Raw genomic sequence first — 23,641 nt, 5'->3', positions numbered from 1 at the left:
TCAAACTCGTCCGGGTCCCCCCACGGCGACACGTTCCCACTCGACATCCACGCATAACGGAACCTACGAACACAACGCCACCACCGCCCACCCCTGCATCGGCGCCCCAACCAAAATCACCGCAGAAACACACCTGCCCCGCCATCAGGCGGGGCAGGTGTGTTTCTCCCATCTTACGTGGACCTGGCGGGAGGCTTGTCGAAACTTGCCCCGCCGGTGATACAGATGGTGCGAGTACACCAGTCGATCCGCGCTCGACGGCACGGACCGCAGCGCCGGAGACGCCAACCGCGGCGGTCACCGCGGGCATCCGAAGGCCTTCTTCAACGAGCGGAAGCCGCCTACGCTGCCGGCGGGTCCCTCAAAGCCGTGGCCCGAGAGGTCGGCCTTGGACACGAGCGACTCGCTCGCCTCCTGCGAGAACGCGGTGTCATCCTCCGCAACCACTCACCATCGACCAGCAAGATTCGGCTGATGCGTGCCATGTATGAGCAAGGGGCTTCACTGGAACGCGTGGGCGACAGGTTCGGTTACACGGCGGGGACAGTCCGCAAACACTTGATCATCGCTGACGTCACAATGCGCCACACGCACTGCCGTGGAACAGGCTCGAAGGCCCAGCAAGGCCATCATTGACGCGCAGCGGGATGGCTCAGCTCCCACGGCCTTTTCAGTCGGGATGAGGCGCCGCCACCGGATAAGCGACTAACTCTCTTCAAGCTGTTGGAGCACTACCGACGCCGAATCGCCAGCCGCGGCGAGTCCGTCCACGATACGGCGGTAGCGGGCGAGCGGCGGGCCCACCACAGCTGCGGAGGCGCGTAGCTCCTCTAGCCAGTTGGTCACGAACCATATGCGGTTTGCGAACGCGCCGAACCTTCCGTGAAGCACGCTCTCCAACCAGACGAGTCCGGTTGTTGCCTGCCAACTGGTCGGGGCCGTCCGGGCGAACTGCGCCACGGCCTCGGCGCACTTCGGCTCGCCCTTCCCAATGGCCAGCCATCGATCGACCACCCCTTCGAAGGCGTCGGGCGGTGCCCAAGAAGCTCTGCAGCTGTTCAGCGTTGCATCGGGGTCAAGGTCTTCCGGCTTGATCTGCGGTACAGGAAGTAGTGCGGAGATCGCGTAGTCGTGCCACGAGGTGGAGTCGTCGATCAGGCTCGTGTCTGAGTCGATCTCGTCGAGAACCGTCGCCATTAATGGCGGCCAGAACTCGGCGAGCAGGGGGCGCAGTTCGTCGTCGTAGCTGAACGCGGTTGCGAAGCTGTGAAGCAACAGATGAAGAGCGTGTGCGTTCGACGCGAAAAGGCGGAGGTGCGCGTTCAGCGCTTCCCTGTCTCCTTCGGTTGCAAGCTGGATGAACAGGCGTGCGACGAGCTCGTGATGGCGTTCGCCCAGGTGGTCGCAGTTCCCGCGCCAGGCGTGATCAAGGGCTCGCAGGTGAGCGTCCCAAAGCGGGTTAGCGAGGAGTTCCGCGCGTGCAGCCGTGCATTGGGACGAAAGCGCGGCGTGGTTGCAGACCACTGGCATGCGGAGACGGTTAACCAAGAGTTCGTCGCCGGGGACTGTCAGTAGTGTCTGCTCAAAGGGACCCTCAAGTGGAATAGGTTGTCGGCGTTGCGTTTCGTACTCCCACGGCCCTAGGCGAACGGTCGAAACGCAGGCCTGGATGGCCTCCCATAGCGGCTCGTGTCTCGTGCAAACCGTCCCCTCGCTGGTGGCGCAGTCTGCTGCCCAGACAGGCGCTGTCCCTTTCGCGAAGGCGGTGCGAACCTCGTCGTAGACGCTTGTCGCCAACGAGACTAAGGCTCGTTGAAGGCGACCGGCGTCCACGTCCAGGTGCTCGAAGACCGGCAGGAGTAGAAGCGGCACCGCGATGGCCGCGGCACGGTCGGCTCCCATGGAGAAGAGACTGGAGGAGGAGCTGAAACTATCTATCCATGGCTCTTCAGCTGCAGTGAGAACTATGTCGACCGCCCAGTCCAACTCGGTCAGTTCTAGTGTCGCGAGGCCCAGAGCGTGCGCGCGCAGGCCTGCGGCCGCGACCGCCACGACGGGGTTTTCGTGCCGGTTAAGCATCGCGGACGAGCTCTCATCCATGAGACGTCTCGCCTCGGCAATGTCCGCAGTGATCGAGTCAACCGGCCATGCCTCAGGTGTCTCGTTCTTCAACGCGTATGCGACCTGCAGCCGCAAGAACGCCTGCGTAGCCTTGATCTCGGCGTTGCTTGGCGCTAGTGCAGCTTCGAGTTCTGCCGGACGCCCGAACTGAACGACGACGCCGCCGTCGACGACCGATGCCTCGTAGTTCTCGGCGCTGAACTCCGCAGCCCAGCTGCCGATCATTGCCAGGTACTGCTCCGGTCCTTCTCTCGTCAGAGCTGCCTCGGCAGGGTCTGGTTCCGATGCCACTGTTTGTTCGGCGTCAACATTCCGTTGAGCCGACTCCAGTAGTCTTGAGCCGACTGCGCGAAGTTGGTCGAGACGTGCCTGGTTGCCGGCCGCGCGTGCGTTGACGACCATCCAGCCGACAGTTTCGTGAGGCGAGTATCTGCGCTTGTCTTGGCCTACCAGCATGTCGGCGTCACGGTCTCGCACGGTGAACGCCCCTTCAGTCGTCACGCGCCCAATCTCCAAGTGCCAGACGGTCACGTCGGCGAGAAACGGGTCGAGGAGGTCTCCCACCTCGTCGAGGTGTCGGGTCAAGAACCCGTGGAGCAGCCCGGGAATCGCGAGATTGTGGCAGTCCTCCAGGAGGAGATCGACGATGGTGGCCAACGGGATCTCAGCTTCGCTGTGCAAGTGGTCGATGAAGCGTTCGAGCGCAAGGAGGGCGCTCATGCACGAGTAGGGACCGACACTGGTGCCGCGGTACCAACTCCACACGTGGGAGTCTCCGACGTAATGCCGCTGCCCGCTCTTGGCAGTCAGATGCAGCGACGCGCCCGGATAGCTGCTCCAGTCAACGCCGGAGGTCAGAGTCTGAGTCTCGTCTGTGACGCGATAGAAAGCCGCCTGGTTGAGCATCCGGTTTATGAACGCGATGGTCTTGAGCGGCCTTAGGTTCAGCAGCCTGAAGAAGGGCCCGAAGTACCAGGCGGCGCTAGGCGGCCCGAACCCGAATTTGTTGCCATGTCCGAAGTCGCGGATCCCGTCGTCGAGATGGCTGCGGCCCCTCAGACCGGCCCACCCGAGTTCAGTGTCTTCTGGTTGGGGCTGCTCGATGTAGTAGGCCTCGGTGAGTTCAAGGAGGAGGTCGGGGTCGATTGACGCCAAAGCGAGCGCCGAGGACGGTGACTCGGGGATCTCGTGAAGTGAATTCGGCCGCTCGCGCGCGACTGTGCGCAGCCACGAGGCAGCGGCATCGTTGAGATCTTCACCCAGTGCGGCTAGAGCTTGGATTGCGAACTCGTCATACAGGGGCCGGTCCTGTCCGAGGATCGTTTCACGCACTCGCTGACGGAGAGGGTCAGGACCTGTGCCGGCGTGAGCCATGCCGCGCAACCACGCGAGTACCAGTTCCTGGACACGTTTGTGCTGAGTGTCGCGCGTGCCAGCCTGCGGCCGCCCGAGGTCTCTACCTTCGCAGAAGGCAACCTCAACAATGGGAGCCAATGCGAACCGGTCACCGAACACGCCTCCATATCGCGAAGCCGCGAGGCGCAACAGCGCGTCGAGATCCTCTCCTCGTTGGAGTACGTCCCAGAGCTCCCCGATCGCTTGGCGTGCATCGCCGACGGTTAGGAGGGCTTCGACGGGGACCTCTCTCCATCGGATCCCTTCGCCAGCGGCTATGGCGTTGAACTCCTCGGCCAGCTCATCCCAGACCTGACGGCGTGTTCGATCACCTAGGTTCGCCAGGCGCGCTTCGCACGCCAACCTCGCTGCCCGAATGGTCCAGCGGGGAGCCGCGTTCTCGGTGAGTGGCGTCCACCCGACTTTCAGGAAGAGTCTGCATAACGCGAAGTCGCGGTACAGGTCTGTCGAGAAGTCAGGCCCTTGAGAGAGGGCAGGGTTTGCGTCGGCACGGAAGACCCCGTCGGAACGCAGCTCCCTGACGGCGGCGGAAGTAGGATTTGCCTCCTGCGCGCCGAGACGCCGCCGAGCGACCGTGAGGGTTGCGTCTTCGCGCTCCTCGGGCGGCGCAGTACCCGGTCTATGCGTCCCATCGCGGAGCACGAGGCCGTTCCAAACGGCGACGTAGACGTCCGCCTCGCAGAGGAGACGATCGGGCTCGATGGGCCGGCCGGAACGCAGTAAGGCGTCAACCAGCCCCGGGCGCCCAAGCAACCAGTTGGATTTGGCGTTTTCGTTGACTCGGGTTAGCCCGGGGATGCGTTCGGCGAGGAGCGCGCGTTCTGCCTGGGTGAGTTCCTGGACCACATGGGTCTGCACCTTCTGCAGGGGATCCACCGTATCGGCCACCCGCTGCAATACAGCCTCCACGAACTTCGCCCCGTCGGACCGCGTCACTGCCACGACGCCGATGGATTGTTTCATTGCGGACGCAGCCAGCTCCGTGAAGAGCGACTCGTGGCCCTCCAAGACTGCTTCGCACCCGTCGACCACGAGCAGCCGCGCCGTGGCGGTCGGCGCGCCGCCGAAAAGGTCGGCCAGAGCCACTCCGCCGAGTTGACCCTCGAACTCAAGGACACTGCCGCGAACGTCTCGGAGGCTCATACCCGCGACGAACGCTCCGTTGGCGCGCAGCAAGTCCCCGACTGCGACCGAGAGCGCAGACTTGCCGACGTCTGGCTCGCCCGTCACTATGAGCAGCCCGCCTGCATCGGCGCAGGCCTCCATCGACCGCCGGAGCGCTTCGACAGCTTCGTCGCGCTGAAGATGAACCGACTCGGTCCCAGCAGAAATGGTCGAACGGGTCTGCTGGCGTAGGAGACCATCGAGTCGTTCGACGATCGCCCAGGCGCGTTGGTGAGGCCCGAACTGCTTCAGCGGATAGGTAGTAAGGCGGCGGCGCAACATCGCACCCGTCACCTGCGCGCCAGACGGGGCGTACTCGTCGACGAGTTCAGCAAGCCGGTGCAGTACGGCCTCCGCCGTTGCCGACGTTCCATTAAGGACGGCCCCCTGGAGGACTGCGACAGCAGACGATCGGTCAGATGTGTCGGTTCCTTCAAGCCTCAAGGTGCGAACGGACAGGCTCGACAGCAGTCTCCAAACGAGCTCGTCCGCGCCGAGGTCGGCTCGGTCGATGCCCTCGGCTGCGGCGGCGACAACCAGCTCCTTCAGGTGCGCCAGGCGTTGCCGTGTACCAGCGTTGGCGGCTCCGGTGCGATTCACGGCGGCGTCGAAGTCGTCGGCGTTGGAAACCGACCGGGCAATCACCGAGAGCGCCGCTACCTGCCCGAACGCCTGTCTCGACCCGGCCACCGCCAGCACCAGCGACCATCGCCCAGCTGACACTTCGTCCCAGTGCTCCGTGACAACCGCCAAGAAGGCGCGAATGAGAGGAACTGAGGCTGTGTCGCTGGAGTTGAGGGCTGGATCACGACGAACTCCGATAGAGGCTCGATGGAGCGCCCCGTCGGGCGCTTTACCATCGAGGACGATGTCGTCAACGGCGCTGACGTCACTCGCCTGAAGGCGTACCTTGATCAGTTCGATGTTGTCGCCGATCTCTGCGCAAGGGGCTCCGACGAGCAATCGCGCGAGGAGCGTCGCAGCGTAGCGGTGCTCCAGGACGACGCCTCCACCACCCGTGGAGTAGGAACTCGCCGCACGATCTGTCGTCATGACTCAAGGATATTTCTGCCGGATACAAACGCCAGCCGCCGACGAGGCAGTCTGCGACTGGCCTCTGGGAAGAACTGGAGTGACGGCGTAGGTGCGGTTGAGAAGCGCAGTCGCCGCGTTGGGCGGCCCGGCCCTGGCCATCTGACGAGCCCGCCGCAAGCAATCCCAAGCCGTGCTGTCCAGCCTCGACGTTCACGCACGGTCGCCGCCTTGGCGCCTGAGAGACCCCCACTTCAAATGCCTCGTGATTACAGGTCGAGGTGCTGCGTCGCCTGATTGGCGGGCCGCCGGCGCTCGTCGTCGAAGGTCGGGCGGGTCAGCGTTCGGAGCGCGGTTTCTGCGCGGGCGCGGTCGATCCTCTGCGCTGTGCCTTCGGGCTGGGCGCCGAGCGGGGCCGAGTCGGTGATCTGGTAGCGGTCTCGGTAGGCGGCGACGACGAGCGCGCGGCGTCGCCATTGCTGCCGCTCCCGCCCGCTGGCGGGTGTCGGGCCGAGTGCTGTAACCCATGGTTCGTGGGTATGGAGGGCGGTGTCGAGGACGGCTTCTGCTCGGGTTTCGATGAGGTGTCGGCGTTCGGTCAGAGCCCGTTGCATGTCGGGGGTCATGGGGCCGGTGGCTTCGGGGATCAGGCCGGCGATGAGCCGAGGGCGCTGCCGCGTCCGACCAGAGGTGGCAGGGCGGGCGGTGGCGTTAACGACTCGGTGGTGGATGACCGAGGCGATGTCGTCGGCGTCAGCGAACCCGCGAGCCCGGATGAGGCGTGGCAGGAGGGCCCCGACGTTGTGGTGGTTGGCTTCGGCCCGCCGCAGCTCGGCCGTGAGGGCGCCGAAGGCGTCGGAGTCGATGACCGCTTCTGCCTGGTCCGTGGTGAGGCCGCTGCTCTTGATGAGAGCAGCCCAGCGGTCGTGTTGAGCTGCGGCGGCGATGGTTTCGTATTCGGCGGCAAGTTGGGCGATCGAGCCCCACCGCTCCTGCTCGGCGGTGATGGTCTCGTGCGCCGACAGCTCAGCACCGCTGTGCTGGAGCACGCCGTAGAGGACCGTGCGGGCGGTGGCGTCGGGATTGTCGCCCGGATGCGCGGTGGCGTGATCGTCAGGGCGGTCAAGGATGACGTAGGCACGGTTCGATTCCCGTCCGCGCGTCATCGCCACATACAGGTTCTCCCGCGTGGTGGTGGGTTCGGCGAGGACGTGGGCGGTGTCGGTGGTGATGCCTTGGGCGCGGTGGGCGGTGACGGCGTAGCCGAGGCCGACGTACTCGGCCACGTAGTCGGCGGGCAGGACGATGCTGTTGCCGAACCGGGCCCCGGGTGGACGAATCGTGACCGACCTATCGCCGCGCACGGCGGTGATGGTGCAGGTTTGGCCGTTGCGGACCCAACCGTGCCGGTTCCGCAGCCGCCGGTCATTGTGACAGGTGATGATCGTGTCGCCCACGCCCACTGCCGATCCGTCGGACAGGGGTCGGGCCCGTCGAGCCGATTATTCGCTCCCTTGGCGGCAACCCATCACGAAAATCGCCCCGAGCACCTACTACGCCTACACACCCCTGGCCTGAATCATCTCGATCTATCCGCGACCGACAACTACTCCTGCTTTGGAGCGCGCACACTATGGGCCGAGGTCAATCGCCGAGGCGATGTGGGCCGCCTCGCCCGGTGCACCGCTAACACGCCTCATGGCACTCGACAGCATCCACGGCATCCGTGGTATCCGGCGCCGGAAGAAAAAGCCTTCCACCCGCAGCGCTGCCTCCGATAACTGGCCATTCGACGTGGTCAAGCGCGACTTTTGTGTCGATGCGCCGAACCGACTGCAGGTCGCGGATATCACATACATCCCCGCGCGTGTCGGATGGGTGTACGCCTCGTTCGTCCTCGACGCGTACACCCCCGGGCCCGACCCCTGGCCGTCACACAGGTGAGTCGGTAGCCTCCCGACTTCGATCGGCAAGAGGCGTGGCAGCTCCGGAAGATGACGCGATCCTGGTGCCCGGAGGTGACTTCATGGAGCTGGGTCTGGGCCGACAAAAGATGGTTTTCTGGTCGTTGTGGTATAGGGGCTTGATCTTGATACTGACGGGGGCTTCGACGCAATACACCAGAGCCGAGACGCGGCGGGACAGCGAGCGCGCAGGATTGACTCCAAGCACAGGGGCTGCCGCCCTCACGACATGTGTCTGGATCGGGAGCTTACGGCCGACGGTTGCCTATCGAACAGGAGTATCGCGTTGCTAATCAGCCACCCGGTGCCGGCCGCATCCTGCACGCTCCTGCCACAGACATGAAGGCCCTAGGCCGGATCGGGCCTCACACACCAGTGACGGTGACATGACCAAATGAGGCATGGGTGACCACGACACGCGATGCCTCCGGGCTGACCGTCCCGAGCGAACCAGTGAGGCCGAGGCGGCACGTTAGACCCCACCACGCCCCAAATTCATCGCAGCCTGTTGACACGGCGCGAGGAACCGCCTAATCTAGATGCATGCGCAGGAATGTAAACCAGCGGAGGAGGTGAGCCGATGCAGGAACCAGGCGCTTCGTGGGCCACAGTTGTCACCACCGTTGGCGAGATCGAGGCCACACTCAACAAGTGGTTGTCACAGCGCCACGGATTGGGGCTGACCGACTATCGCGCCCTGTCGCTGCTCAGCGAGGCGCCAGATCATGAGCTGCGGATCACCGAACTGGCCACACAGGTCGGGCTCAATCAGAGCTCCACCACCAGGCTTGTAGCACGCCTCGAAGCAAAGGGGTTCGTGGTGCGCGACACCTGCCCCGACGATGGCCGCGGCATTTATGCGGTTCTCACAGAGCCCGGCCTTGCACTCGTGCGCGACCTTACCGAAACCTATAACGAACGCCTCGGGGCGCTGCTCGCCAGCACAATTGCCACCGACACCGCGAGAAGCCACGCTTTCAGCGCGATCATCAACTTCTCCTCCTGACCCGAACCCCTGCCCGAGCAAACCCAGGCCCCACCCATTTCGATGCATGCACATACAGTAAGGAGAGATTCGTGTCTACCCCCACCATTGATGTGTACCTCGACTATGTCTGCCCGTTCTGTTTCCTTGTCGAACCGGCCATCGAGGAACTGAAGCGTGACCGCGATGTGCAGGTACGGGTGCGACCGTTCGAGCTGCGCCCGGACCCGGTCCCCACGCTGCGCCCAGAGGATGAGTACCTACCCCGCGTGTGGCGCGATGCTGTCTACCCGATGGCCGAGCGCGTCGGGGTCCCGGTGCGACTGCCCAGTGTCTCGCCGCAGCCTCGTACGGAAAAAGCGTTCCTTGTGCTGCAGCTCGCGCAGGAGCAAGGCCTTGCTGAGGTCTACTCGCGGGCCATTTTCGCAGCCTTCTTCCAGGACGATCGCGACATCGGCGACGAGGACGTGATCGTCGACATCGCCGAAACCCTGTGCATGGACGCCGCTTCGGTCCGCAACGCCATGAGCAGCCCGGAGCGGCTCCGACAGCATCGCGCCGATCTAGCTCATGCCACCAAAGCCGTCGGCGTAACTGCGGTGCCCGGCATCGTGGTCAACGGCACCCTCCTCCAAGGAGTCCCTAGCGCAACCCGACTGAAGAAGGCCGTTGCGCAGTGAGTACATCCGGGGGCTCGGATGACTGACTACCTGGAGGATGTACTGACCCAGGCCGTCGCTGCGGCGCTGGCCCATGTCGAGAGTGGCGGCATTCCGTTCGTGGGAGTGGTGGTTGACGGCGACCGGGTGATCTCGGAGTTTGGCGTCAACCGCGTCCATGAAACGGGCGATCCAACGGCTCACGCCGAGATCGTGGCTATCCGTGACGCCCTCACCGTTTCTGGGCGCTCCCACCTTCGCGGGGCGACCCTCCTGGCCACCGGTGAGCCGTGCGGCATGTGCTACCGATACGCCCTCGACGCCGGAATCACCGACATTCGGGTGGCCGTCACCCGCGACGAGGTCGCGGCACTCGGCTTCGACTACCGCAGCAGCTATCCAGCGTTCGGCATCACCGACACGATCCGTGAGACCCACATGCGCCCGCTGCGAGCTCCTGGTGACACCGATCCTTTTACCCGCTTCCTGACTCTCCACAGCATCTGACCCAACGGAAAGGACCCTTGCCATGCAGTGGCTCTACCTAGCAATCGCCGTCGTCTTCGAAGTCACGGTCGGCATCGCGGCCGGAAAGGCCCAGGGCTTCCGCAATGTCCCCTGGACGATCGCCACCCTAATCAGCGGCGCCATCGCCACCTTCTTCCTCAGTCTCGCCCTGCTCACCTTCGACGTCGGCGTCGGCTACGCCCTATGGACCTCCCTCGCCGGGGTCGGAATCGTCCTCGTCGGTGCCCTCTTTCTCAACCAGCGACTCACCTGGAAGAAGCTCCTCGGCATCGCGATCGTCATCGTCGGCGTCGTCGGCCTCAACCTCGCCGGCACCGCCTAATCCACCCAATCACTGGAAAGGGAATCCGTCATGACTACCACCAGCACCGACAAAACTAGCAACGCCGGGCCCTGGGCTGCGCTCCTGCTCGCAGGCGCCTTCGAGGTCGGCTACGCCCTCAGCGTCAATGGCAGCCAGGGCTTCACCAACCTGACGTGGTCTCTCGTCGCGCTCGTCTTCTTCCTGTGCACGCTGTTCTTTCTCAGCGTTGCACTCAAGCGCATCGATGTCGGCATCGGCTACGCCGTGTGGGCCGGAATCGGAGCCGTCGGATCAGCCGTTCTCGGGCCCGTCTTCTTCGAAGAGACCTTCACCACCACCAAGGCCATCTGGCTCGCAGTCATCATCGCCGGAGTCGTGTGGCTCAAACTTGCCGACAGCGCAAAGCTTAAGACCGATACTGACGCAGCGACCCACGCCGAGCCATGACCACGCATCCGATGCGCTCCTCCCGTCGTGTCGCCGCTGCGGCGGGAGGAGCGTTCGCATCCTTCTATATCTTCTACACCAGCGCTCCTACAAGCCTCGCAGCCAGCACTCCCAGCGCCGAGCTGCGTGTAGGGATCGTCATGCTTATCGTCGTTGTCGTACAACCGTTCGTGCCACTTCTCAGTCGGTATGCCTCGACGCGAGGACGGATAGTCAAAGCGGCACTTGCAGCGATGGGTGCAGGGAGCCTCGCCTTGCCCGCTGCTGGGCATTGGCTAGGAATGGCGCTGCTTGGTCTTGGGTTTGGCGTCTTCGTCGTAGCGAGCACCGCTTGGGCCAAAGAGACCGCCAGACCGGAACTGCAGGGGACGGCACTAGGTGTGTACGGCTTCGGAGCGACAATTGGCGGAGCGGTTGGTGCACCCATCGGCCTCTGGCTCGCGCAGTCAGTCGGCGTCTTGGGCACCGCTGTTGCAGGCGGCATACTTGCGTTCGGGTCCGTCTTTGCCGCACCACCGACGCAGACCGTGCCCGAGACCCCCGGCGGCGTTACGCTCAGCGAGGACCCCGAGTCAACAAAACTTGGTTTCCAGAGCGGGACGACCCTCGTCGCGCTCAGTGGGAACCTCCTTGCCGTCACGGTGTATGCCTCGGCGCTGACCAGCCTATCCTCCGGCGGAACGAGCCTACCTAGCTGGCTACTCGTCCTCGCAACCTTGGGAATCCAAGTCTCTCTTGCATTCGGCCGCCTTACCGGAGGATGGGCCACGAACACATGGGCGCCATTTCATATAGGGGCCCCCATGCTCGCCCTGCTCGTCGGTGCAGCTGCCGCATTCGCCTCCTTCACTGCGCCGTGGCAGAAGCTTGCGTTCAGTATCGTCGTTGGGATCACCTCAGGAGCCATACAAACCATTGCTCTCACGATCCTGATGAACCGGGCAGGCACCACGGCCGCTATCTCTAGGGCAAGCGCAGCCTGGAATATGTGCTTTGACATTGGGCTCGGGCTCGGCGCACTTGCGACAATCTGGACCGATTTCTCCGCCTAGCGCGGCGGCATTCAAGGGACTCCGCAACCTCCATTGAATGCAGCCCTGGATGTGCGTATACATGCTCTCGCCAATGATCGGTCGAGCGCGACCAATGTCGAGCTGCCGGGTTCTCACGGACCTGACCTTATCGAGAACCTACATTGCTCTCATCCAAAACATACACACTGCTGCGCTCGAAAAGCCTGCAATCCGCCGTGACCCTACTCCAAAAGCGCGAAATCCCTGGCCGCCCCCGCAGGGCGAGGCCGGAGATCGAGGCTGCACTCACGGCAATGTCCAATGATCCGAGTCAACGGTTGATAATCGCCCAGCTGGCAGAAATGTTGTGTTTGTCCCCATCAGCATTGCATTGGGCATTCGCGAATGACGTTGGAGCGACACCCATCGCTTGGCTAAATCAGATTCGAGTAGCGAAAATGGCGCGCCTCTTACAGGAAACAATCGACGCGCTAGTAGTGTTCGGAAGGCGCGCGGGATGGAAGAACCGAACCCACGCCTCTCGGCAGTTCAAAGCACGAACAGCGATAACGCCCTCCGAGTATCGCAAGAAGTAAAACCGAACAGGAGGACACATATGCCTCCTTTGCGGCCAGCCCCTGGAGTGTGGCGAGGGCGAAGGTTGTCCAGTCTCTGTCGCTGGCGGGAACCCGGACGGCGCAAGAGTGCTCATTGACCGGCGTTGCCTCGCCCCAGCCACCGAGCTTCTCTTGCACGCGTTCTGCGGATGCCTGCACGGTGGCGGTGACCTCGTAGATGGTCCATGCTTCGTAGAGTCGGCTGCGGACATACTCGGCCGGGTCCTCCACGGGCAAGGGCCTTGGTGTGAAGGTTTGTCAGGTTCGTTGTGGGTTGCTGGCGCCCTCGATGCGGAAGATGCGCCAGTCGGCCCGGGCCAGGTCGTGGGCGATGAGGTAGAGCCGCTGGCCGAAGGAGACAACGTGATGCGGGTTGACGCGCCTGCTGGTCGTTGTGCCGTTGGAGTCACTGTAGTGCCCTGGAGTTCGACGGAGCCGATCCATACACGTTCCTGTGGGCGGAGATTTCCGGCCAGGCCGTAGCTGCCTCAGCTCTCGAAGGGCGGAGCATCTGCATTCATGACGGTGGTTCATAGCTGCGATGAGAAGCATGTGTTGGACTCACCGATGTGTTGGCCACCACTCTTGAAGGCAAAGGCCTGAACGTCGCGGGCCACTGACGATCTTGAAGGGGAACTCGGCATGGATGTAGTGGTTGCAGGCACCGGGTCGATGGGTGCACCGATTGCGTTGAACTTGCTGAACCAGGGTTTCACGGTGGGCGTGTGGAATCGTAACCCGGCGCGCCTGCAACCGTTGCTCGACGCAGGTGCGGCTCGGGCCATGGATCCAAGGGATGGTTGCGGCGCTCCCGTTGTGTTGTCGGTGTTGTCCGATGACAACGCGGTCCGAGAGGTGTTCCTGGCTGAATCGACTCTGAGCTCGATGGGAGTAGCGAGGAGCGTCCACGTCAATCTGGCGACGATCAGCCCTGTGTTGGCTCGGGAGGCGGCTGATGCTCACGCGGCGCGTCAGGTGGGTTACGTGGCAGCACCGATGTTCGGTGGTGTGCCGGTGGCTGAGGCGGGGAAGTTGAATCTGGTCACGGCGGGCCGGACTGAGGATCTTGAGCGGGTGTCCCCGTTCCTCGACGCGATCAGTGCCGGATTGTGGCCGGTTGGTGAGGACGCGTTCCAGGCGAATGTGGTCAAGGTTGCGGGTCAGGTGTTGATTGCGGCGGCGATTCAGTCACTGTCCGAGGCTGCCAGCTTGGTGGAGCGCGCCGGTGGCGATGGGCGCCGTGCGATGGAGATCTACACCTGCACGATCATGTCGGGGCCGGTGCATGCGATGTATGGCGCGATGATTGCGGAGTCACGTTTCGAGCCGGCCCGATTTACGCCAGCGCTGGGCCGCAAGGATGTGGACTTGGCTCGTAGACTGGCACGAACCAATGGCCTCCAGCTCCCAGTGGCCGACCTGCTGTCGGATCTCTTGGGTGAGGTGTTGGAGTCCGGTCTGCGCGAGAAGGACTGGTCAGTGCTGGCCGAGGCGCAGCGGCACCGCAAGCTCTCGGGGCAGGCATGAGCGGGACCGACGTACGTGATCGGTTGCCGTGGGGTGCTCTCCTCGCATTGTCGGCATCAGGCTTCTTAGCGATTTTCACCGAGACTATTCCGGCGGGCTTGCTGCCGGAGCTGTCTGCAGGCTTGGGGGTCTCGGAGTCGGCCGCGGGTCAGCTTGTGACGTTGTACGCGTTGGGATCGGTCGTGGCGGCGATTCCGTTGGTGTCAGCCACGAGGTCCATGAGTCGCAAGCGCGTCCTGGTGATGGCGGTGGTGACGCTGGGAATCTTCAACTTCATCACGGCGATCACCCCGTGGTATCCCGTGATTCTGGTAGCGCGCTTGGTGGCTGGCGCGGCTGCGGCACTGGTCTGGGGTGTGCTCGCAGGCTATGCCCGTGGGCTGGTGGCACCCGCCTTGCAGGGGCGCGCGCTGGCAGTGACCGGAGTCGGCCAGCCGGTCGCATTAGCTGGTGGGGTTCCGCTGGGAGCCTTCGCCGCGTCGGTGATGGATTGGCGTTGGGTCTTCGTGGTGATTTCTGCGGCGGCCCTCGGCCTCGCCCTGTGGATCGGTGTAGAGGTTCCCGACGTGGCCGGGTTGCGATCTGGCCAGCGCACGCCACTGACACGGGTGATCCGGCTCCAGGGGATCGGGATCATTCTGGGGGTGACCGCGGCATGGATCTTGGCGCACAACATGCCCTATACCTACGCGGCCCCGCTACTGGCGGGTTCCCCCCTGCGCCTGGACATTGGCCTGGCGCTGTTCGGTCTCGCCTCCATGGCGGGGATTGCCCTGGTGGGCACGGTGATCGATCATGCGTTGCGGACCACCACTCTCCTGAGCCTGGTTGCGATGATCGGCTCTGGCTGTGCGTGGGCGGTCAGCGATCCTGGTCTCGTGCTGCCGGTGGCAGCGGTAATGGTCTGGGGTCTTGCCTTCGGCGGAGCGCCCGTCCTGCTCCAGACAGCCCTAGCTGATCGCGCCGGGGAACATACCGATGCCGCTCAGTCGGTGTTCGTGACGGTGTTCAATCTGGGCGTCGCGGGCGGCGGAGTGGCAGGCGGAGTGTTGCTTGCCAGAACGGGAACGTTAGGGATCGCCGTCGCAGCCGGCATTGTGACACTTGCGGCTCTTGTGGCGGTGATGCTGTGCCGAGGTGCGTTCCCGTCGGGGCCCCGTCACAAAGCGGGTGTGTCCGAGGAGTCGGTCGCGGCGTCCGCGTGATCGTGTGGGATGGCGTCCAGGAAGGCTCGGGTGGCGGGGCTGGGGTTGAACTCGTTCCAGGCCAGGTACTCGATCCTCCGGGGGCCATCATCGAGTGGGACGACGAGCACGCCTGAGTCATGCGGAACGACATCGGCAGAGAGCATTCCGACTGCAAGCTCGCTGCGGATGAGACCAACGATCAAGTCGGTGGTCATGGCTTCAAAGGCGACCTCGCGGTGTAGCCCCGCCGCTTGGAAGGCAAGATCGCCCTGGGCACGCCCGGCGGATCCACTCGGGAAGTCAACAAAAACCTCACCGGCAAGATCGGCGAGCTTCAGGCGCTTCCGACGCGCCAGGCAATGACTCACAGGTAGCGCTGCAACAAGTGCCTCGTGGGACAACTCCCGGAAGGAAACCCCGTTGGGCGGCGTACATTCGGCGAGGCCGAGGAAGGCCACATCAAGTCGCCCCGCACGAATGTCGCTGATGAACTGTTCACTGCCCCCGCCCCGAAGGCGTACCTGGACTGCGGGGTGCGCGTTGTGGAAGCACGCCAGCACGCGCGGAACGTCAACAGCCGTGATGGTCGGAATCACGCCGATGGAGAGGGTTCCACGGACCTGCCCGTCGGCAGCCGCAGCATCCGCCATGGCCCGCTCAGTCGCCTGCAACGCGTCCCGCGCAGCGGCCACGAAGACTTCTCCCGCCGCAGTGAGTTCGACACGACGCGATGTACGCGCGAACAACTGCACGCCAAGCTCGCGTTCCAGCGCCTTGATCTGATGACTCAGCGCCGACTGCACCACGAAGCATCGTTCCGCCGCCTTGGTGAAACTGCGTTCTTCCGCGACGGCGACCGCATACCGCATCTGCTGCAATTCCATACAATCATGATGCCCATGCATGGCTTCAATGACAAGCATGTGTTGGACTCATACTCGATTCAGCAGCAGACTTGAGGGCATGACAGCAACCAACCAGTCCGGCAGACAGCAGACGGGGTGGGTTGCCCTGACTGCGGTGGCGCCGATGGTGTGGGGAACGACCTACATCGTCACCACGCACCTCCTGCCTCACGGGCACCCGGTCTTCGCCGCTCTCATGCGCACTCTCCCACCGGGACTCATCGCGTTTGCCCTGTCTCGCCAACTGCCACGCGGATGCTGGTGGTGGAAGAGCCTCGTACTCGGTGGGTTGAACATGGCGGCGTTCTTTCCTCTGCTGTTCATCGCTGCACAGCGGCTACCTGGAGGAGTTGCCGCGACGCTGGGAGCTGTCCAGCCCATCGTGATCGCTTTCCTGGCTGTGGTGATCCTTCACGAGCGACTATCTGGTTGGCGCCTGGGGTGGGGTATCACCGGCATGATCGGGATCGGCATGGTCGTGCTGGGCCCCGACGCGGCACTCGACCCGCTCGGTGTCCTTGCCGGGCTGGCTGGCGCCGCCTCGATGGGGACCGGCGTCGTCCTCACGAAGAAGTGGGGACGCCCCGAACACGTGAGCGCTATCGGCCTGGCCGGCTGGCAACTCACCTCGGCAGGCCTCCTTCTCGCGATCCCCGCGCTCGTCCTAGATGGCATTCCCGAGAGGGTCGACGTCGGTGCCTGGGCCGGGTACGCCTGGCTCGGGCTAATCGGCGCTCTGCTCACATACACGATCTGGTTCGCCGGCATCCGTCGTCTGTCCGTCACGCCCACCGCGCTCCTGGGGCTGCTTTCGCCGCTGATGGCTGCACTGCTGGGCGCGCTCATCGCGGGGGAGTCTCTCACCCTCCTGCAACTGGGTGGATTTGCTGTCGCACTCACCGCACTTGTGGCAGGCCAGTTGCCCGCTCCCAGCCGAAGGGAAGCTGCATGATAACGGTCCACGCTTCGGGGGTGTTCTCCCCTGCTTTGCGAGTGCTCACGACCGCACTCCTCGTGTCGGTGGGAGTCGTTGCGTTCGATGGCCTTGGCGTTACCACCGCGCTGCCGCGCATCGCTGCTGAGCTGGGCGGGATGTCCACCTACGGCTGGGCCGTTTCTGCACTGATGTTGGCGAGCGTGGCTGGCACCGTGATCGCCGGCTATCTGGCAGATGCCAACGGTCCGCGTATCCCGATCTTGACTGGCTTCGCCGTGTTTATCGCTGGATTGGTGATGTCGGCGCTTGCCACCACCTGGACGCTCTTTCTAGTCGGCCGCATCGTACAAGGGCTTGGAGTAGGTGCCATCTTGTCGATGGCGTACCTGCTCATCGCTCTGGCGTACCCCGACGAGCTCAAGTCACGGGCGCTCGCGCTCCTGTCAGGTGCTTGGACTGTACCAGCGTTGGTGGGGCCGCTAGTGGCAAGCGCTCTCGCTGAGGCTGCACATTGGCGATGGTTGTTCTGGCTCCTGGTCCCCCTTGTCTTGGTCGGGATCGTGATGCTCCTTGCCGGAATGCACGCCACCAGCGCGACCACTTTCACTCATGAACCGGCGGGAGGTGTTGCACGCCAGGTGGCTTTCAGCCTGCTTCTTGCTGTGTCGTCGGGGGTGTTCCTTATCGGGCTGGAGATGCGCGACCGACTCTGGACCAGCCTGGTGACTATCACTGGTGGCGTCGGGCTGATCGTTGCTCTGCAGCGGGTCACCCCGCCGGGAACGCTGACCGCGCGACGTGGGGTCCCTGCTGGGATCGCCACCCGCGCCACCTTGTCGTTGTCGTTCTTCGGTATCGAGGTCTTCCTCCCCCTGGCCATGACCGAGCTGCGAGACGCAAGCCTGACGATGGTAGGCATGACTCTGGCAGCCGGTGCGCTCGTATGGGCGGCAGGATCTCTGGTCCAAAGCCACCACGAGAAGAAGGCCGGAACTCACGCCCGGCAAGGAGACACTGCAACAGGGCTGGTCCTGTTGACGGCAGGCATCGCGACCATCACAACCACCCTGCTCATCTCCGACGTTCCGATCACCGTTGCCGCAGCGGGTTGGGCCATTGGCGGATTCGGAATGGGCCTGGCCTACAACGCCACAACAGCCCAGACCTTTGCCGAGACCAATCCAGCCCTCGCCGGAGCCATGAGCGGCACCATCCAGATGGCCCAGACCCTCGCCACCGCGCTGATCGCAGGCATCGGCACCGCCATCATCGCCACAGCCCAGCCACACGAGGGTGGACTCACAGAAGGCGTCACCTGGATTCTCGCCACAACAGTGGCTTTTGCGCTCGTGACAATTCCCCTCAGCCGCCGCATCGCAACCAAATGACCTCGCTCCAGCACCAGGTGCTGGGCTCGCAAGGGGACTGCGCTTCGTCTCGCATGGGGCTCACCTGCCATCCAATAGTCAGCGAATACAGCGCATGAACGACGTCACAAGGCTTGCGCCGTGCGGGGCAGACCTCGGCTCGTCGGATAACTCTCGGACCACTCGGTGAGAGGTTTCCCAGCTCACCAGCGCGATACGTAGGGATCCGAGCCGAAGATGGAGGATCTCCGAGCTCGCAGCGATGGTGAGTCTCTCTCCTTCAGCATTGCATAGGGCGTTCACCCAGGATGTCGGAATGTCTCCGTTCACTTGGCTAGGTCGAGCGCGGACTGCTGAGATGGCGCGGCTACTCCGGGAGTCGGATGGATCAGTGGAGACCATCGGACGGCAGGTGGGGTGGAAGAATCGAGGCCACGCAACTCGGCAGTTCAAGGCCACCGTCGGGATGAGCCCTTCCAATTATCGGCGCACTGCGATTGCGCGATCTCTCACAGGCACTAGCCAATGGCCATCAGCAGCACAGGGCAGCCCCGAATCATAAGGTCCCCTCAAGACAGGAGTGCCGCGATGCCGTCGGCGAGGATCTCGTGCGGACTGATGTGGTGCGTCGCGTGGAGTCGCGCATAAGTGGGGGCTCGCTCAGGGTCGATGGCGATGCGCTTCTCGTCTGGCGCCATGGGAGCGGTCAGGGAGGCGCCGATCACCAGGTTGGACAAGCGGTAGGCACTCCCCAGCGGATCCGGGGTACCCGCTTGTTCGAGCAAGACGCACATCCGCTCGGAAAGAGCCAGGTAGGCGGGGCCCCTGGGTGCGCGCATGCCGATGACCTGGCCGGCCCACCGGTGGGTCATGAGGTGCGCGAAGAATGCTTGCATCAGGGCAGGCAGATCAGCGTTGCGTATCGACTCGGACATCACGGGATCGTCTGCAAGCGCTGTGTCGAGGGCGAGGTCGAACAGATCGTCGACGGATTCCACGCGGGAGTACAGGCTGGCTGGAGCGACACCCACCTGTTGCGCCACGGACCGCAGGGTGAGGGCCCTCAACCCGCCTTCGTCCAGCAGCCTCACCGATGCCCTCGCAACCTCCACGATGTCCACAGCACGGAAGCGTTGCACAGGTTTGCGGTGTTCCCAGTAGCTCACCCCACCAGCTTAACCAAACACGCTTGTGTTAGCTATCCATTCTATGTTAGGTTTAGCGCATGCTGGATGCCACCACCCTTCCGATCACGCTGGAGAACACTCGCCTACGTCCCCTGTACGAGCTAGACGCAGACGCGTATGCGGCCGGCACCAGAGATGAGGCCGTGCGGCGCTTCGGTCACCTGCCCGAGCCCGACTACACCCCCGAGTCCGTGCGACGGATGATCCGCGAAGAGGTCGCGGCGGGTATGTCGTCAGGCACGCTGGCAGTCCTCGCCCTTGCCGACGCCGAGACGGACCGGTTCGTGGGCACCTTGGCACTCTTCGACGTCAGCTCCGAGGCTGCCGAGGTCGGGTTCTGGATTCATCCCGATGCACGCGGAGAGGGGCATGCTCGCCGCGGCCTGGAGCTGGCATCGCGCTTCGCGCACAACAGTGGACTTCGAACCTTGACGGCACGCACACTCCCGGAGAACAAGCCCTCCCAGCGATGCTTGACGACCGCAGGGTTTAATGAGGTCGAGCGATCCGTCGGGACCACACCCGCAGGACAGCACGAGGAGTTGATCCACTACCGGCGCGATCTCATACCCAGCGCCCAGTGGCCGTTGGTGACGGAGCGACTCCATCTCCGTCCACATAACGCTGACGATGCCGAATGGCTTTACGAGCTGTACTCGCGACCCGACGTTGCCCGCTACCTGTTGGACGAGCCATGGACAGCGGAAGTCACCCGCGAAAAGCTCGCCGAGCGGCTAGCGAAGACCAGCCTCGATGGCGAGACTGGTGCGCTTGCTCTGGTCATCGAGCATGGTGGCGACGCGATCGGAGACGTCGCCCTCTGGCTCACCGATCAGGAGCACCGTCAAGGCGAGATCGGGTGGGTTCTCGACCCGGCGCACGGTGGGCAAGGTTTCGCCAGTGAAGCCGTCCGAGCAGTACTCGCCCTCGGGTTTGACCACTATAAGCTCCACCGCGTCACCGCGCAGATGGATGCCCGCAACAGCGCCTCGGCAGCACTCGCTCGTCGTGTCGGGTTCCGGCTCGAAGCGCATCACGTCCAGGACTGGTTCAGCAAGGGCGAATGGACCGACACCCTCATCTACGCGCGACTTGCCTCCGAGAACATGCGCCAATGATCGGGAGTCTGACTTTCATGCTCCCTGTACGTGGTTCGCCCCGGGTTTAATAGAGGGTAGGAATTTGGAAAAGGAGCCCTACACATGCCCTCGAAGTACACGCCTGAGTTGAGGCAGCGCGCCATCGAACTGGTGCTGCACGCGCAAGCTGACCCTGCTACGTCTCGTGGTGCGATATCCCGCATCGCTGTCGAACTCGGAATCAGTCAAGGAAACTCTGCGCGGCTGGGTCCGCGCTCATAAACAATCCAGTGCGGCAACCCCGGGCGGAATCGGTGGATTGTGCAGCAGAAAACCGCAGACTGCGAGCTGAACTGATTGAAGCGAAGCGCGCCAACGAGATTTTGAAAAGAGCATCAGCTTTTTTCGCGGCGGAGTGCGAGCGCCCACACACGTAGTCGTCCGGTTCATCGACGACAACCGGGAGGAGTTCGGGGTCGAACCGATTATTCGCGCCCTTTCAGCAACCAACGCGACAATCGCCCTGAGCACCTACTACGCCTACAAATCCCGGCCTGAATCATCTCGATCTATCCGCGACCGACAACTACGCAACACTTTGCGTGCCATCTATGACGACAACTACTCCTGCTATGGAGCGCGCAAACTATGGGCCGAGATCAACCGCCGAGGCGATGTCGGTCACCTCGCCCGGTGCACCGCCTAGCGCCTCATGGCACTCGAAGGCATCCGTGGTATCCGGCGCAGGAAGAAAAAGCCCTCCACCCGCAGCGCTGCCCCCGATAACTGCCCAGTCGACTTGGTCGAGCGCGACTTTTGTGTCGATGCGCCGAACCGGCTGTGGGTCGCGGATATCACATACATCCCCACGCGTGCCGGATGGGTGTACGCCTCGTTCGTCCTCGACGCGTATACCCGGGAGATTGTTGGCTGGCAGATCACCAACCACATGCGCACGTCACTGGCTAAAGACGCACTCGAGATGGCCTTGTCAGCGCGCTTGCGCGCCGGTGAAGATGTCTCCGGTCTGATCCATCACTTTAGACAGTAGCGTGCAGTACAGGTCGGTTGTCTACGGAGAGACCTTGGCTCAGTCGCAGGTTATCGCTTCGGTTGGCTCGCGGGGAGACTCCTACGGCAACGCGATGGCAGAAGCGCTGAACTCAGTGTTCAAAGCTGAACTCATCGACCATAGGACCCGGCCCCTGGCCGGGGCTGCGAGATGTTCTCGTCGCGACGTCGACATGGGTCGGCTGGTACAACAACCGTCGTGTGCACTCGGCGCTGGGGTACCGCTCACCCTGCGAGGCCCATCAGGAATACACCACCGCGAACACCCAAACGGCCTCATCAACAACAATAGGACCCTCTACAAAACCCGGGGCTTGACAACCAACGCATAACAACCGGTAGCGCCTGAGTGAGATACCGCTACCGGGTACTCACTCAGGCGCTACCAGATACTCACCACACCGCTACCATTTCGGTCTTCTGAACAATCTACACCGACGAAGACGACCGACTCTACGTGGAGAACAACAAACCCTTCGAAATGCCTTTTCTCCAGATCAACTCGAACGGCCTCGCCTGGGCCCAAGACAGCAACAAGGCCCGAACCGAAACCATCGAAGATGGCAAGGGTTCGAGCCTTGTGCGTGCGGTGGAGCTAACGGGATTCGAACCCGTGACCCCCACACTGCCAGTGTGGTGCGCTACCAGCTGCGCCATAGCCCCGTATGCAAACGATATGAAGTTGTGGGAGTGGAGCTAACGGGATTCGAACCCGTGACCCCCACACTGCCAGTGTGGTGCGCTACCAGCTGCGCCATAGCCCCGCCGCGCCGGGCGGCGAGGCCCAGGCAACTTCGGTTAATATACCTGCGCTTCGGCGGGGCGACCAAATCGCCTCGTTAGGCGGTCGCGGCGTCAACCCAGTCGTTGATGTCGCCGCTGGGGATCTCGAGATCCTGGCCGTCCTTCATCACGCGGGGGCTGTACGCCTCTCCGGTCTGCTCGTTCTGGTAGTCCAGGTTGGCCTTGCCCATCTCCTCGGCGGTGGACAGGAACGCCTCGTCGCGGATGTCCTGGACGGCCTCGTCGCTGGCGCCGTAGTCGCGGGCCAGGTCAGCGAAACCGTCGGCGTCGAGGCTGTTAAACGCGGACTGCTGGTTCTCCAGGAGGTAGACGCGCAGGTTCCACATCGCCGCGACGTCGTTGTGCCCGGCGAGCGCGAGCTCCGCCGCGAGCGCGCGGGTGGAGTGGCCCACCTGGTAGTTCTCCCCCTGCCCGTCGAGGAAGGTCATGGGGCGCAGGTGGACCTCAAGCTCGCCCGCCCGGATCTTCTCCAGCATCTCCTCGTCGGTCTCCTTCGCCAGGTCCGCGCAGTGCGGGCAGGAGAAATCCTCGAACAGGTCGACCACTGGGGCGTCGGTGTTCTGGCCTCCGGAAAGCACCAGCGTTTCGTCCCCCTCGGTGTATCCCACCTCGAGCCCGTCCACCGGGATCATCCTCTCGGCCATCGCCTCGTCGCGCTGATTGCGCCCGTTGTAGACGACCAAGCCGATGACGAGCACGGCGATCGCCACTACGGCGACAATCGCCCAGATGAAGCCTCCGCCCTTCTTCTCGTTGGGGTTGGTTACCTTGCGTGTGGTCACGTGTGAGTACCTCTTCTTCTCGGGAATCAGCCGAACGTACCGATTCTAGGGGTAGAGCGCAAACTTCTTGTAGGGGCGGTAGATCATAAACAGCGTGATCAGGATGTAGCACACGTCACGGCCGATGGTGACCAGCAAGTTCGTGCCGGTGTCCTCCGGGCTCGGGCTGAAGCAGCCGCAGTCGATGACGAGGCCGCGCGACCACGCCGAGGCCAGCCCGATGATGAACAGGGTGAGCACACCGATGGACACCCACCCGGCGGGCCGCAGCTTAATACCCAGGAGCAACAGGAGCCCCCCACCGATCTCGAGCGGCCCGATGAGGTGGGCCAGCAGGTCCGACCACGCCGGGGTGAAGATCTCGTAGGCCATGATCGTCTGCGTGACATCCATGTGCACGCCGATCTTCGACACCCCCGCGGATAGCCAAATGTAGGCCATGAAAAAGCGGGCCGCCGCGGAGAGTATGTCGAGCACCACCTCCCGGGTCGCCGGGGAGGTCGGTGCGGGTCGTTCCATCGTTGTCACATACGCGACTTTAGCCC

General features: G+C 63.5%; 24 protein-coding genes, 2 tRNA genes and 1 other annotated feature. Of the genes, 17 read left to right on the top strand and 9 right to left on the bottom strand.

What is annotated here, in order from left to right:
- Nucleotides 1–705: 705 nt before the first annotated feature.
- Together BLT81_RS00970 and BLT81_RS00965 are read right to left on the bottom strand one after the other, a co-directional pair.
- Nucleotides 706–5,754, bottom strand: a complete 5,049-nt coding sequence (locus BLT81_RS00970; RefSeq protein WP_019193438.1) for an ATP-binding protein — start codon at nucleotides 5,752–5,754, stop codon at nucleotides 706–708.
- Nucleotides 5,755–6,002: 248 nt separating this feature from the next.
- On the bottom strand, nucleotides 6,003–7,097 hold the full coding sequence (locus BLT81_RS00965; RefSeq protein ID WP_196794456.1) for a helicase C-terminal domain-containing protein: 1,095 nt from the start codon (nucleotides 7,095–7,097) through the stop codon (nucleotides 6,003–6,005).
- A gap of 334 nt (nucleotides 7,098–7,431) precedes the next feature.
- Here BLT81_RS00965 and BLT81_RS12470 point away from each other — a divergent pair, with 334 nt between their 5' ends.
- The 8 genes from BLT81_RS12470 (at nucleotide 7,432) to BLT81_RS13330 (ending at nucleotide 12,229) form a co-directional block, all read left to right on the top strand.
- A complete protein-coding gene (locus tag BLT81_RS12470) occupies nucleotides 7,432–7,677 on the top strand; it encodes a hypothetical protein (RefSeq protein ID WP_155860778.1) in 246 nt (81 codons plus the stop codon).
- A gap of 600 nt (nucleotides 7,678–8,277) precedes the next feature.
- Nucleotides 8,278–8,703 carry a MarR family winged helix-turn-helix transcriptional regulator gene (locus BLT81_RS00960; protein ID WP_019193440.1) on the top strand — a complete coding sequence of 142 codons (426 nt, stop codon included), beginning with the start codon at nucleotides 8,278–8,280 and terminating at the stop codon, nucleotides 8,701–8,703.
- A gap of 71 nt (nucleotides 8,704–8,774) precedes the next feature.
- Entirely contained in the window at nucleotides 8,775–9,362 is a 588-nt protein-coding gene (locus BLT81_RS00955; RefSeq protein ID WP_019193441.1) for a DsbA family oxidoreductase, read from the top strand.
- An 18-nt stretch (nucleotides 9,363–9,380) separates the two neighbouring features.
- Nucleotides 9,381–9,848, top strand: coding sequence for a nucleoside deaminase (locus tag BLT81_RS00950; RefSeq protein ID WP_019193442.1), 468 nt, complete (start codon nucleotides 9,381–9,383; stop codon nucleotides 9,846–9,848).
- Between the two features lie 22 nt (nucleotides 9,849–9,870).
- The gene (locus tag BLT81_RS00945) at nucleotides 9,871–10,191 is read left to right on the top strand and encodes a DMT family transporter (RefSeq protein ID WP_019193443.1); all 321 of its coding nucleotides are present in this window, start codon (nucleotides 9,871–9,873) and stop codon (nucleotides 10,189–10,191) included.
- A gap of 30 nt (nucleotides 10,192–10,221) precedes the next feature.
- A complete protein-coding gene (locus tag BLT81_RS00940; protein ID WP_019193444.1) occupies nucleotides 10,222–10,620 on the top strand; it encodes a DMT family transporter in 399 nt (132 codons plus the stop codon).
- Nucleotides 10,617–11,672: an MFS transporter gene (locus BLT81_RS00935; protein WP_081582829.1), complete on the top strand. Its 1,056-nt coding sequence runs from the start codon at nucleotides 10,617–10,619 to the stop codon at nucleotides 11,670–11,672. Before BLT81_RS00940 ends, BLT81_RS00935 begins: the two co-directional genes overlap by 4 nt.
- 275 nt (nucleotides 11,673–11,947) lie before the next feature.
- Entirely contained in the window at nucleotides 11,948–12,229 is a 282-nt protein-coding gene (locus tag BLT81_RS13330) for a helix-turn-helix transcriptional regulator (protein ID WP_083337236.1), read from the top strand.
- Nucleotides 12,230–12,508: 279 nt separating this feature from the next.
- On the opposite strand, the gene BLT81_RS13030 is transcribed toward BLT81_RS13330, so the two are convergent.
- Nucleotides 12,509–12,694, bottom strand: a complete 186-nt coding sequence (locus BLT81_RS13030) for a WYL domain-containing protein (protein ID WP_019193446.1) — start codon at nucleotides 12,692–12,694, stop codon at nucleotides 12,509–12,511.
- Nucleotides 12,695–12,892: 198 nt separating this feature from the next.
- On the opposite strand from BLT81_RS13030, the gene BLT81_RS00920 reads away from it, so the two are divergent.
- Nucleotides 12,893–13,777 (top strand): NAD(P)-dependent oxidoreductase, encoded by an 885-nt coding sequence (locus tag BLT81_RS00920; protein ID WP_019193447.1) that lies wholly within the window; start codon nucleotides 12,893–12,895, stop codon nucleotides 13,775–13,777.
- A complete protein-coding gene (locus tag BLT81_RS00915; protein WP_019193448.1) occupies nucleotides 13,774–14,982 on the top strand; it encodes an MFS transporter in 1,209 nt (402 codons plus the stop codon). Before BLT81_RS00920 ends, BLT81_RS00915 begins: the two co-directional genes overlap by 4 nt.
- Here the strand turns inward: BLT81_RS00915 and BLT81_RS00910 are convergent.
- Nucleotides 14,937–15,887: a LysR substrate-binding domain-containing protein gene (locus BLT81_RS00910; RefSeq protein WP_231286563.1), complete on the bottom strand. Its 951-nt coding sequence runs from the start codon at nucleotides 15,885–15,887 to the stop codon at nucleotides 14,937–14,939. The two genes, BLT81_RS00915 and BLT81_RS00910, sit on opposite strands and share 46 nt — an antisense overlap.
- Nucleotides 15,888–15,927: 40 nt before the next feature.
- Here BLT81_RS00910 and BLT81_RS00905 point away from each other — a divergent pair, with 40 nt between their 5' ends.
- From BLT81_RS00905 to BLT81_RS13325, 3 genes are all read left to right on the top strand, one after another.
- Entirely contained in the window at nucleotides 15,928–16,821 is an 894-nt protein-coding gene (locus BLT81_RS00905) for an EamA family transporter (protein WP_019193450.1), read from the top strand.
- A gap of 41 nt (nucleotides 16,822–16,862) precedes the next feature.
- The gene (locus tag BLT81_RS00900; protein ID WP_172812360.1) at nucleotides 16,863–18,194 is read left to right on the top strand and encodes an MFS transporter; all 1,332 of its coding nucleotides are present in this window, start codon (nucleotides 16,863–16,865) and stop codon (nucleotides 18,192–18,194) included.
- A 193-nt stretch (nucleotides 18,195–18,387) separates the two neighbouring features.
- Complete coding sequence (locus tag BLT81_RS13325; protein WP_081582832.1) at nucleotides 18,388–18,735, top strand: helix-turn-helix domain-containing protein; 348 nt, start codon at nucleotides 18,388–18,390, stop codon at nucleotides 18,733–18,735.
- Nucleotides 18,736–18,742: 7 nt separating this feature from the next.
- Here BLT81_RS13325 and BLT81_RS00890 read toward each other — a convergent pair whose 3' ends face one another.
- Nucleotides 18,743–19,312: a TetR/AcrR family transcriptional regulator gene (locus tag BLT81_RS00890; protein WP_019193452.1), complete on the bottom strand. Its 570-nt coding sequence runs from the start codon at nucleotides 19,310–19,312 to the stop codon at nucleotides 18,743–18,745.
- A gap of 86 nt (nucleotides 19,313–19,398) precedes the next feature.
- Between BLT81_RS00890 and BLT81_RS00885 the strand changes: the two genes are divergently transcribed.
- From BLT81_RS00885 to BLT81_RS13320, 4 genes are all read left to right on the top strand, one after another.
- On the top strand, nucleotides 19,399–20,478 hold the full coding sequence (locus BLT81_RS00885; protein ID WP_019193453.1) for a GNAT family N-acetyltransferase: 1,080 nt from the start codon (nucleotides 19,399–19,401) through the stop codon (nucleotides 20,476–20,478).
- A 358-nt stretch (nucleotides 20,479–20,836) separates the two neighbouring features.
- Nucleotides 20,837–20,965, top strand: a sequence feature (AL1L pseudoknot).
- Nucleotides 20,855–21,145 (top strand): IS3 family transposase, encoded by a 291-nt coding sequence (locus tag BLT81_RS00880; RefSeq protein ID WP_172812358.1) that lies wholly within the window; start codon nucleotides 20,855–20,857, stop codon nucleotides 21,143–21,145. (Overlaps the previous feature by 111 nt.)
- A 6-nt stretch (nucleotides 21,146–21,151) precedes the next feature.
- On the top strand, nucleotides 21,152–21,490 hold the full coding sequence (locus tag BLT81_RS00875) for a DDE-type integrase/transposase/recombinase (RefSeq protein WP_019193454.1): 339 nt from the start codon (nucleotides 21,152–21,154) through the stop codon (nucleotides 21,488–21,490).
- 125 nt (nucleotides 21,491–21,615) lie between these two features.
- The gene (locus BLT81_RS13320) at nucleotides 21,616–21,828 is read left to right on the top strand and encodes an integrase core domain-containing protein (protein WP_081582834.1); all 213 of its coding nucleotides are present in this window, start codon (nucleotides 21,616–21,618) and stop codon (nucleotides 21,826–21,828) included.
- 272 nt (nucleotides 21,829–22,100) lie between these two features.
- Here BLT81_RS13320 and BLT81_RS00860 read toward each other — a convergent pair.
- The 4 genes from BLT81_RS00860 to BLT81_RS00845 all read right to left on the bottom strand — a co-directional run bounded on the left by BLT81_RS00860 (nucleotide 22,101) and on the right by BLT81_RS00845 (nucleotide 23,615).
- Nucleotides 22,101–22,173, bottom strand: a tRNA-Ala gene (locus BLT81_RS00860).
- A 28-nt stretch (nucleotides 22,174–22,201) separates the two neighbouring features.
- A tRNA-Ala gene (locus BLT81_RS00855) sits at nucleotides 22,202–22,274 on the bottom strand.
- Nucleotides 22,275–22,349: 75 nt separating this feature from the next.
- On the bottom strand, nucleotides 22,350–23,096 hold the full coding sequence (locus tag BLT81_RS00850) for a thioredoxin domain-containing protein (RefSeq protein ID WP_019193455.1): 747 nt from the start codon (nucleotides 23,094–23,096) through the stop codon (nucleotides 22,350–22,352).
- 45 nt (nucleotides 23,097–23,141) lie between these two features.
- On the bottom strand, nucleotides 23,142–23,615 hold the full coding sequence (locus BLT81_RS00845) for a MauE/DoxX family redox-associated membrane protein (protein ID WP_051011413.1): 474 nt from the start codon (nucleotides 23,613–23,615) through the stop codon (nucleotides 23,142–23,144).
- Nucleotides 23,616–23,641: the final 26 nt, after the last annotated feature.

Source organism: Corynebacterium timonense, from assembly GCF_900105305.1.
GTDB classification, from domain to species: domain Bacteria; phylum Actinomycetota; class Actinomycetes; order Mycobacteriales; family Mycobacteriaceae; genus Corynebacterium; species Corynebacterium timonense.
This window is presented reverse-complemented; position numbering and strand designations above follow the sequence as displayed.

Coding starts and splice junctions, on each gene's coding strand:
- BLT81_RS00970 (WP_019193438.1), bottom strand. CDS start 5,754: ATGACGACAGATCGTGCGGCGAGTTCCTACTCCACGGGTGGTGGAGGC.
- BLT81_RS12470 (WP_155860778.1), top strand. CDS start 7,432: ATGGCACTCGACAGCATCCACGGCATCCGTGGTATCCGGCGCCGGAAG.
- BLT81_RS00960 (WP_019193440.1), top strand. CDS start 8,278: ATGCAGGAACCAGGCGCTTCGTGGGCCACAGTTGTCACCACCGTTGGC.
- BLT81_RS00950 (WP_019193442.1), top strand. CDS start 9,381: ATGACTGACTACCTGGAGGATGTACTGACCCAGGCCGTCGCTGCGGCG.
- BLT81_RS00945 (WP_019193443.1), top strand. CDS start 9,871: ATGCAGTGGCTCTACCTAGCAATCGCCGTCGTCTTCGAAGTCACGGTC.
- BLT81_RS00940 (WP_019193444.1), top strand. CDS start 10,222: ATGACTACCACCAGCACCGACAAAACTAGCAACGCCGGGCCCTGGGCT.
- BLT81_RS00935 (WP_081582829.1), top strand. CDS start 10,617: ATGACCACGCATCCGATGCGCTCCTCCCGTCGTGTCGCCGCTGCGGCG.
- BLT81_RS13330 (WP_083337236.1), top strand. CDS start 11,948: ATGTCCAATGATCCGAGTCAACGGTTGATAATCGCCCAGCTGGCAGAA.
- BLT81_RS13030 (WP_019193446.1), bottom strand. CDS start 12,694: ATGGATCGGCTCCGTCGAACTCCAGGGCACTACAGTGACTCCAACGGC.
- BLT81_RS00920 (WP_019193447.1), top strand. CDS start 12,893: ATGGATGTAGTGGTTGCAGGCACCGGGTCGATGGGTGCACCGATTGCG.
- BLT81_RS00915 (WP_019193448.1), top strand. CDS start 13,774: ATGAGCGGGACCGACGTACGTGATCGGTTGCCGTGGGGTGCTCTCCTC.
- BLT81_RS00910 (WP_231286563.1), bottom strand. CDS start 15,887: ATGCTTGTCATTGAAGCCATGCATGGGCATCATGATTGTATGGAATTG.
- BLT81_RS00905 (WP_019193450.1), top strand. CDS start 15,928: ATGACAGCAACCAACCAGTCCGGCAGACAGCAGACGGGGTGGGTTGCC.
- BLT81_RS00885 (WP_019193453.1), top strand. CDS start 19,399: ATGCTGGATGCCACCACCCTTCCGATCACGCTGGAGAACACTCGCCTA.
- BLT81_RS00875 (WP_019193454.1), top strand. CDS start 21,152: ATGGCACTCGAAGGCATCCGTGGTATCCGGCGCAGGAAGAAAAAGCCC.
- BLT81_RS00845 (WP_051011413.1), bottom strand. CDS start 23,615: ATGGAACGACCCGCACCGACCTCCCCGGCGACCCGGGAGGTGGTGCTC.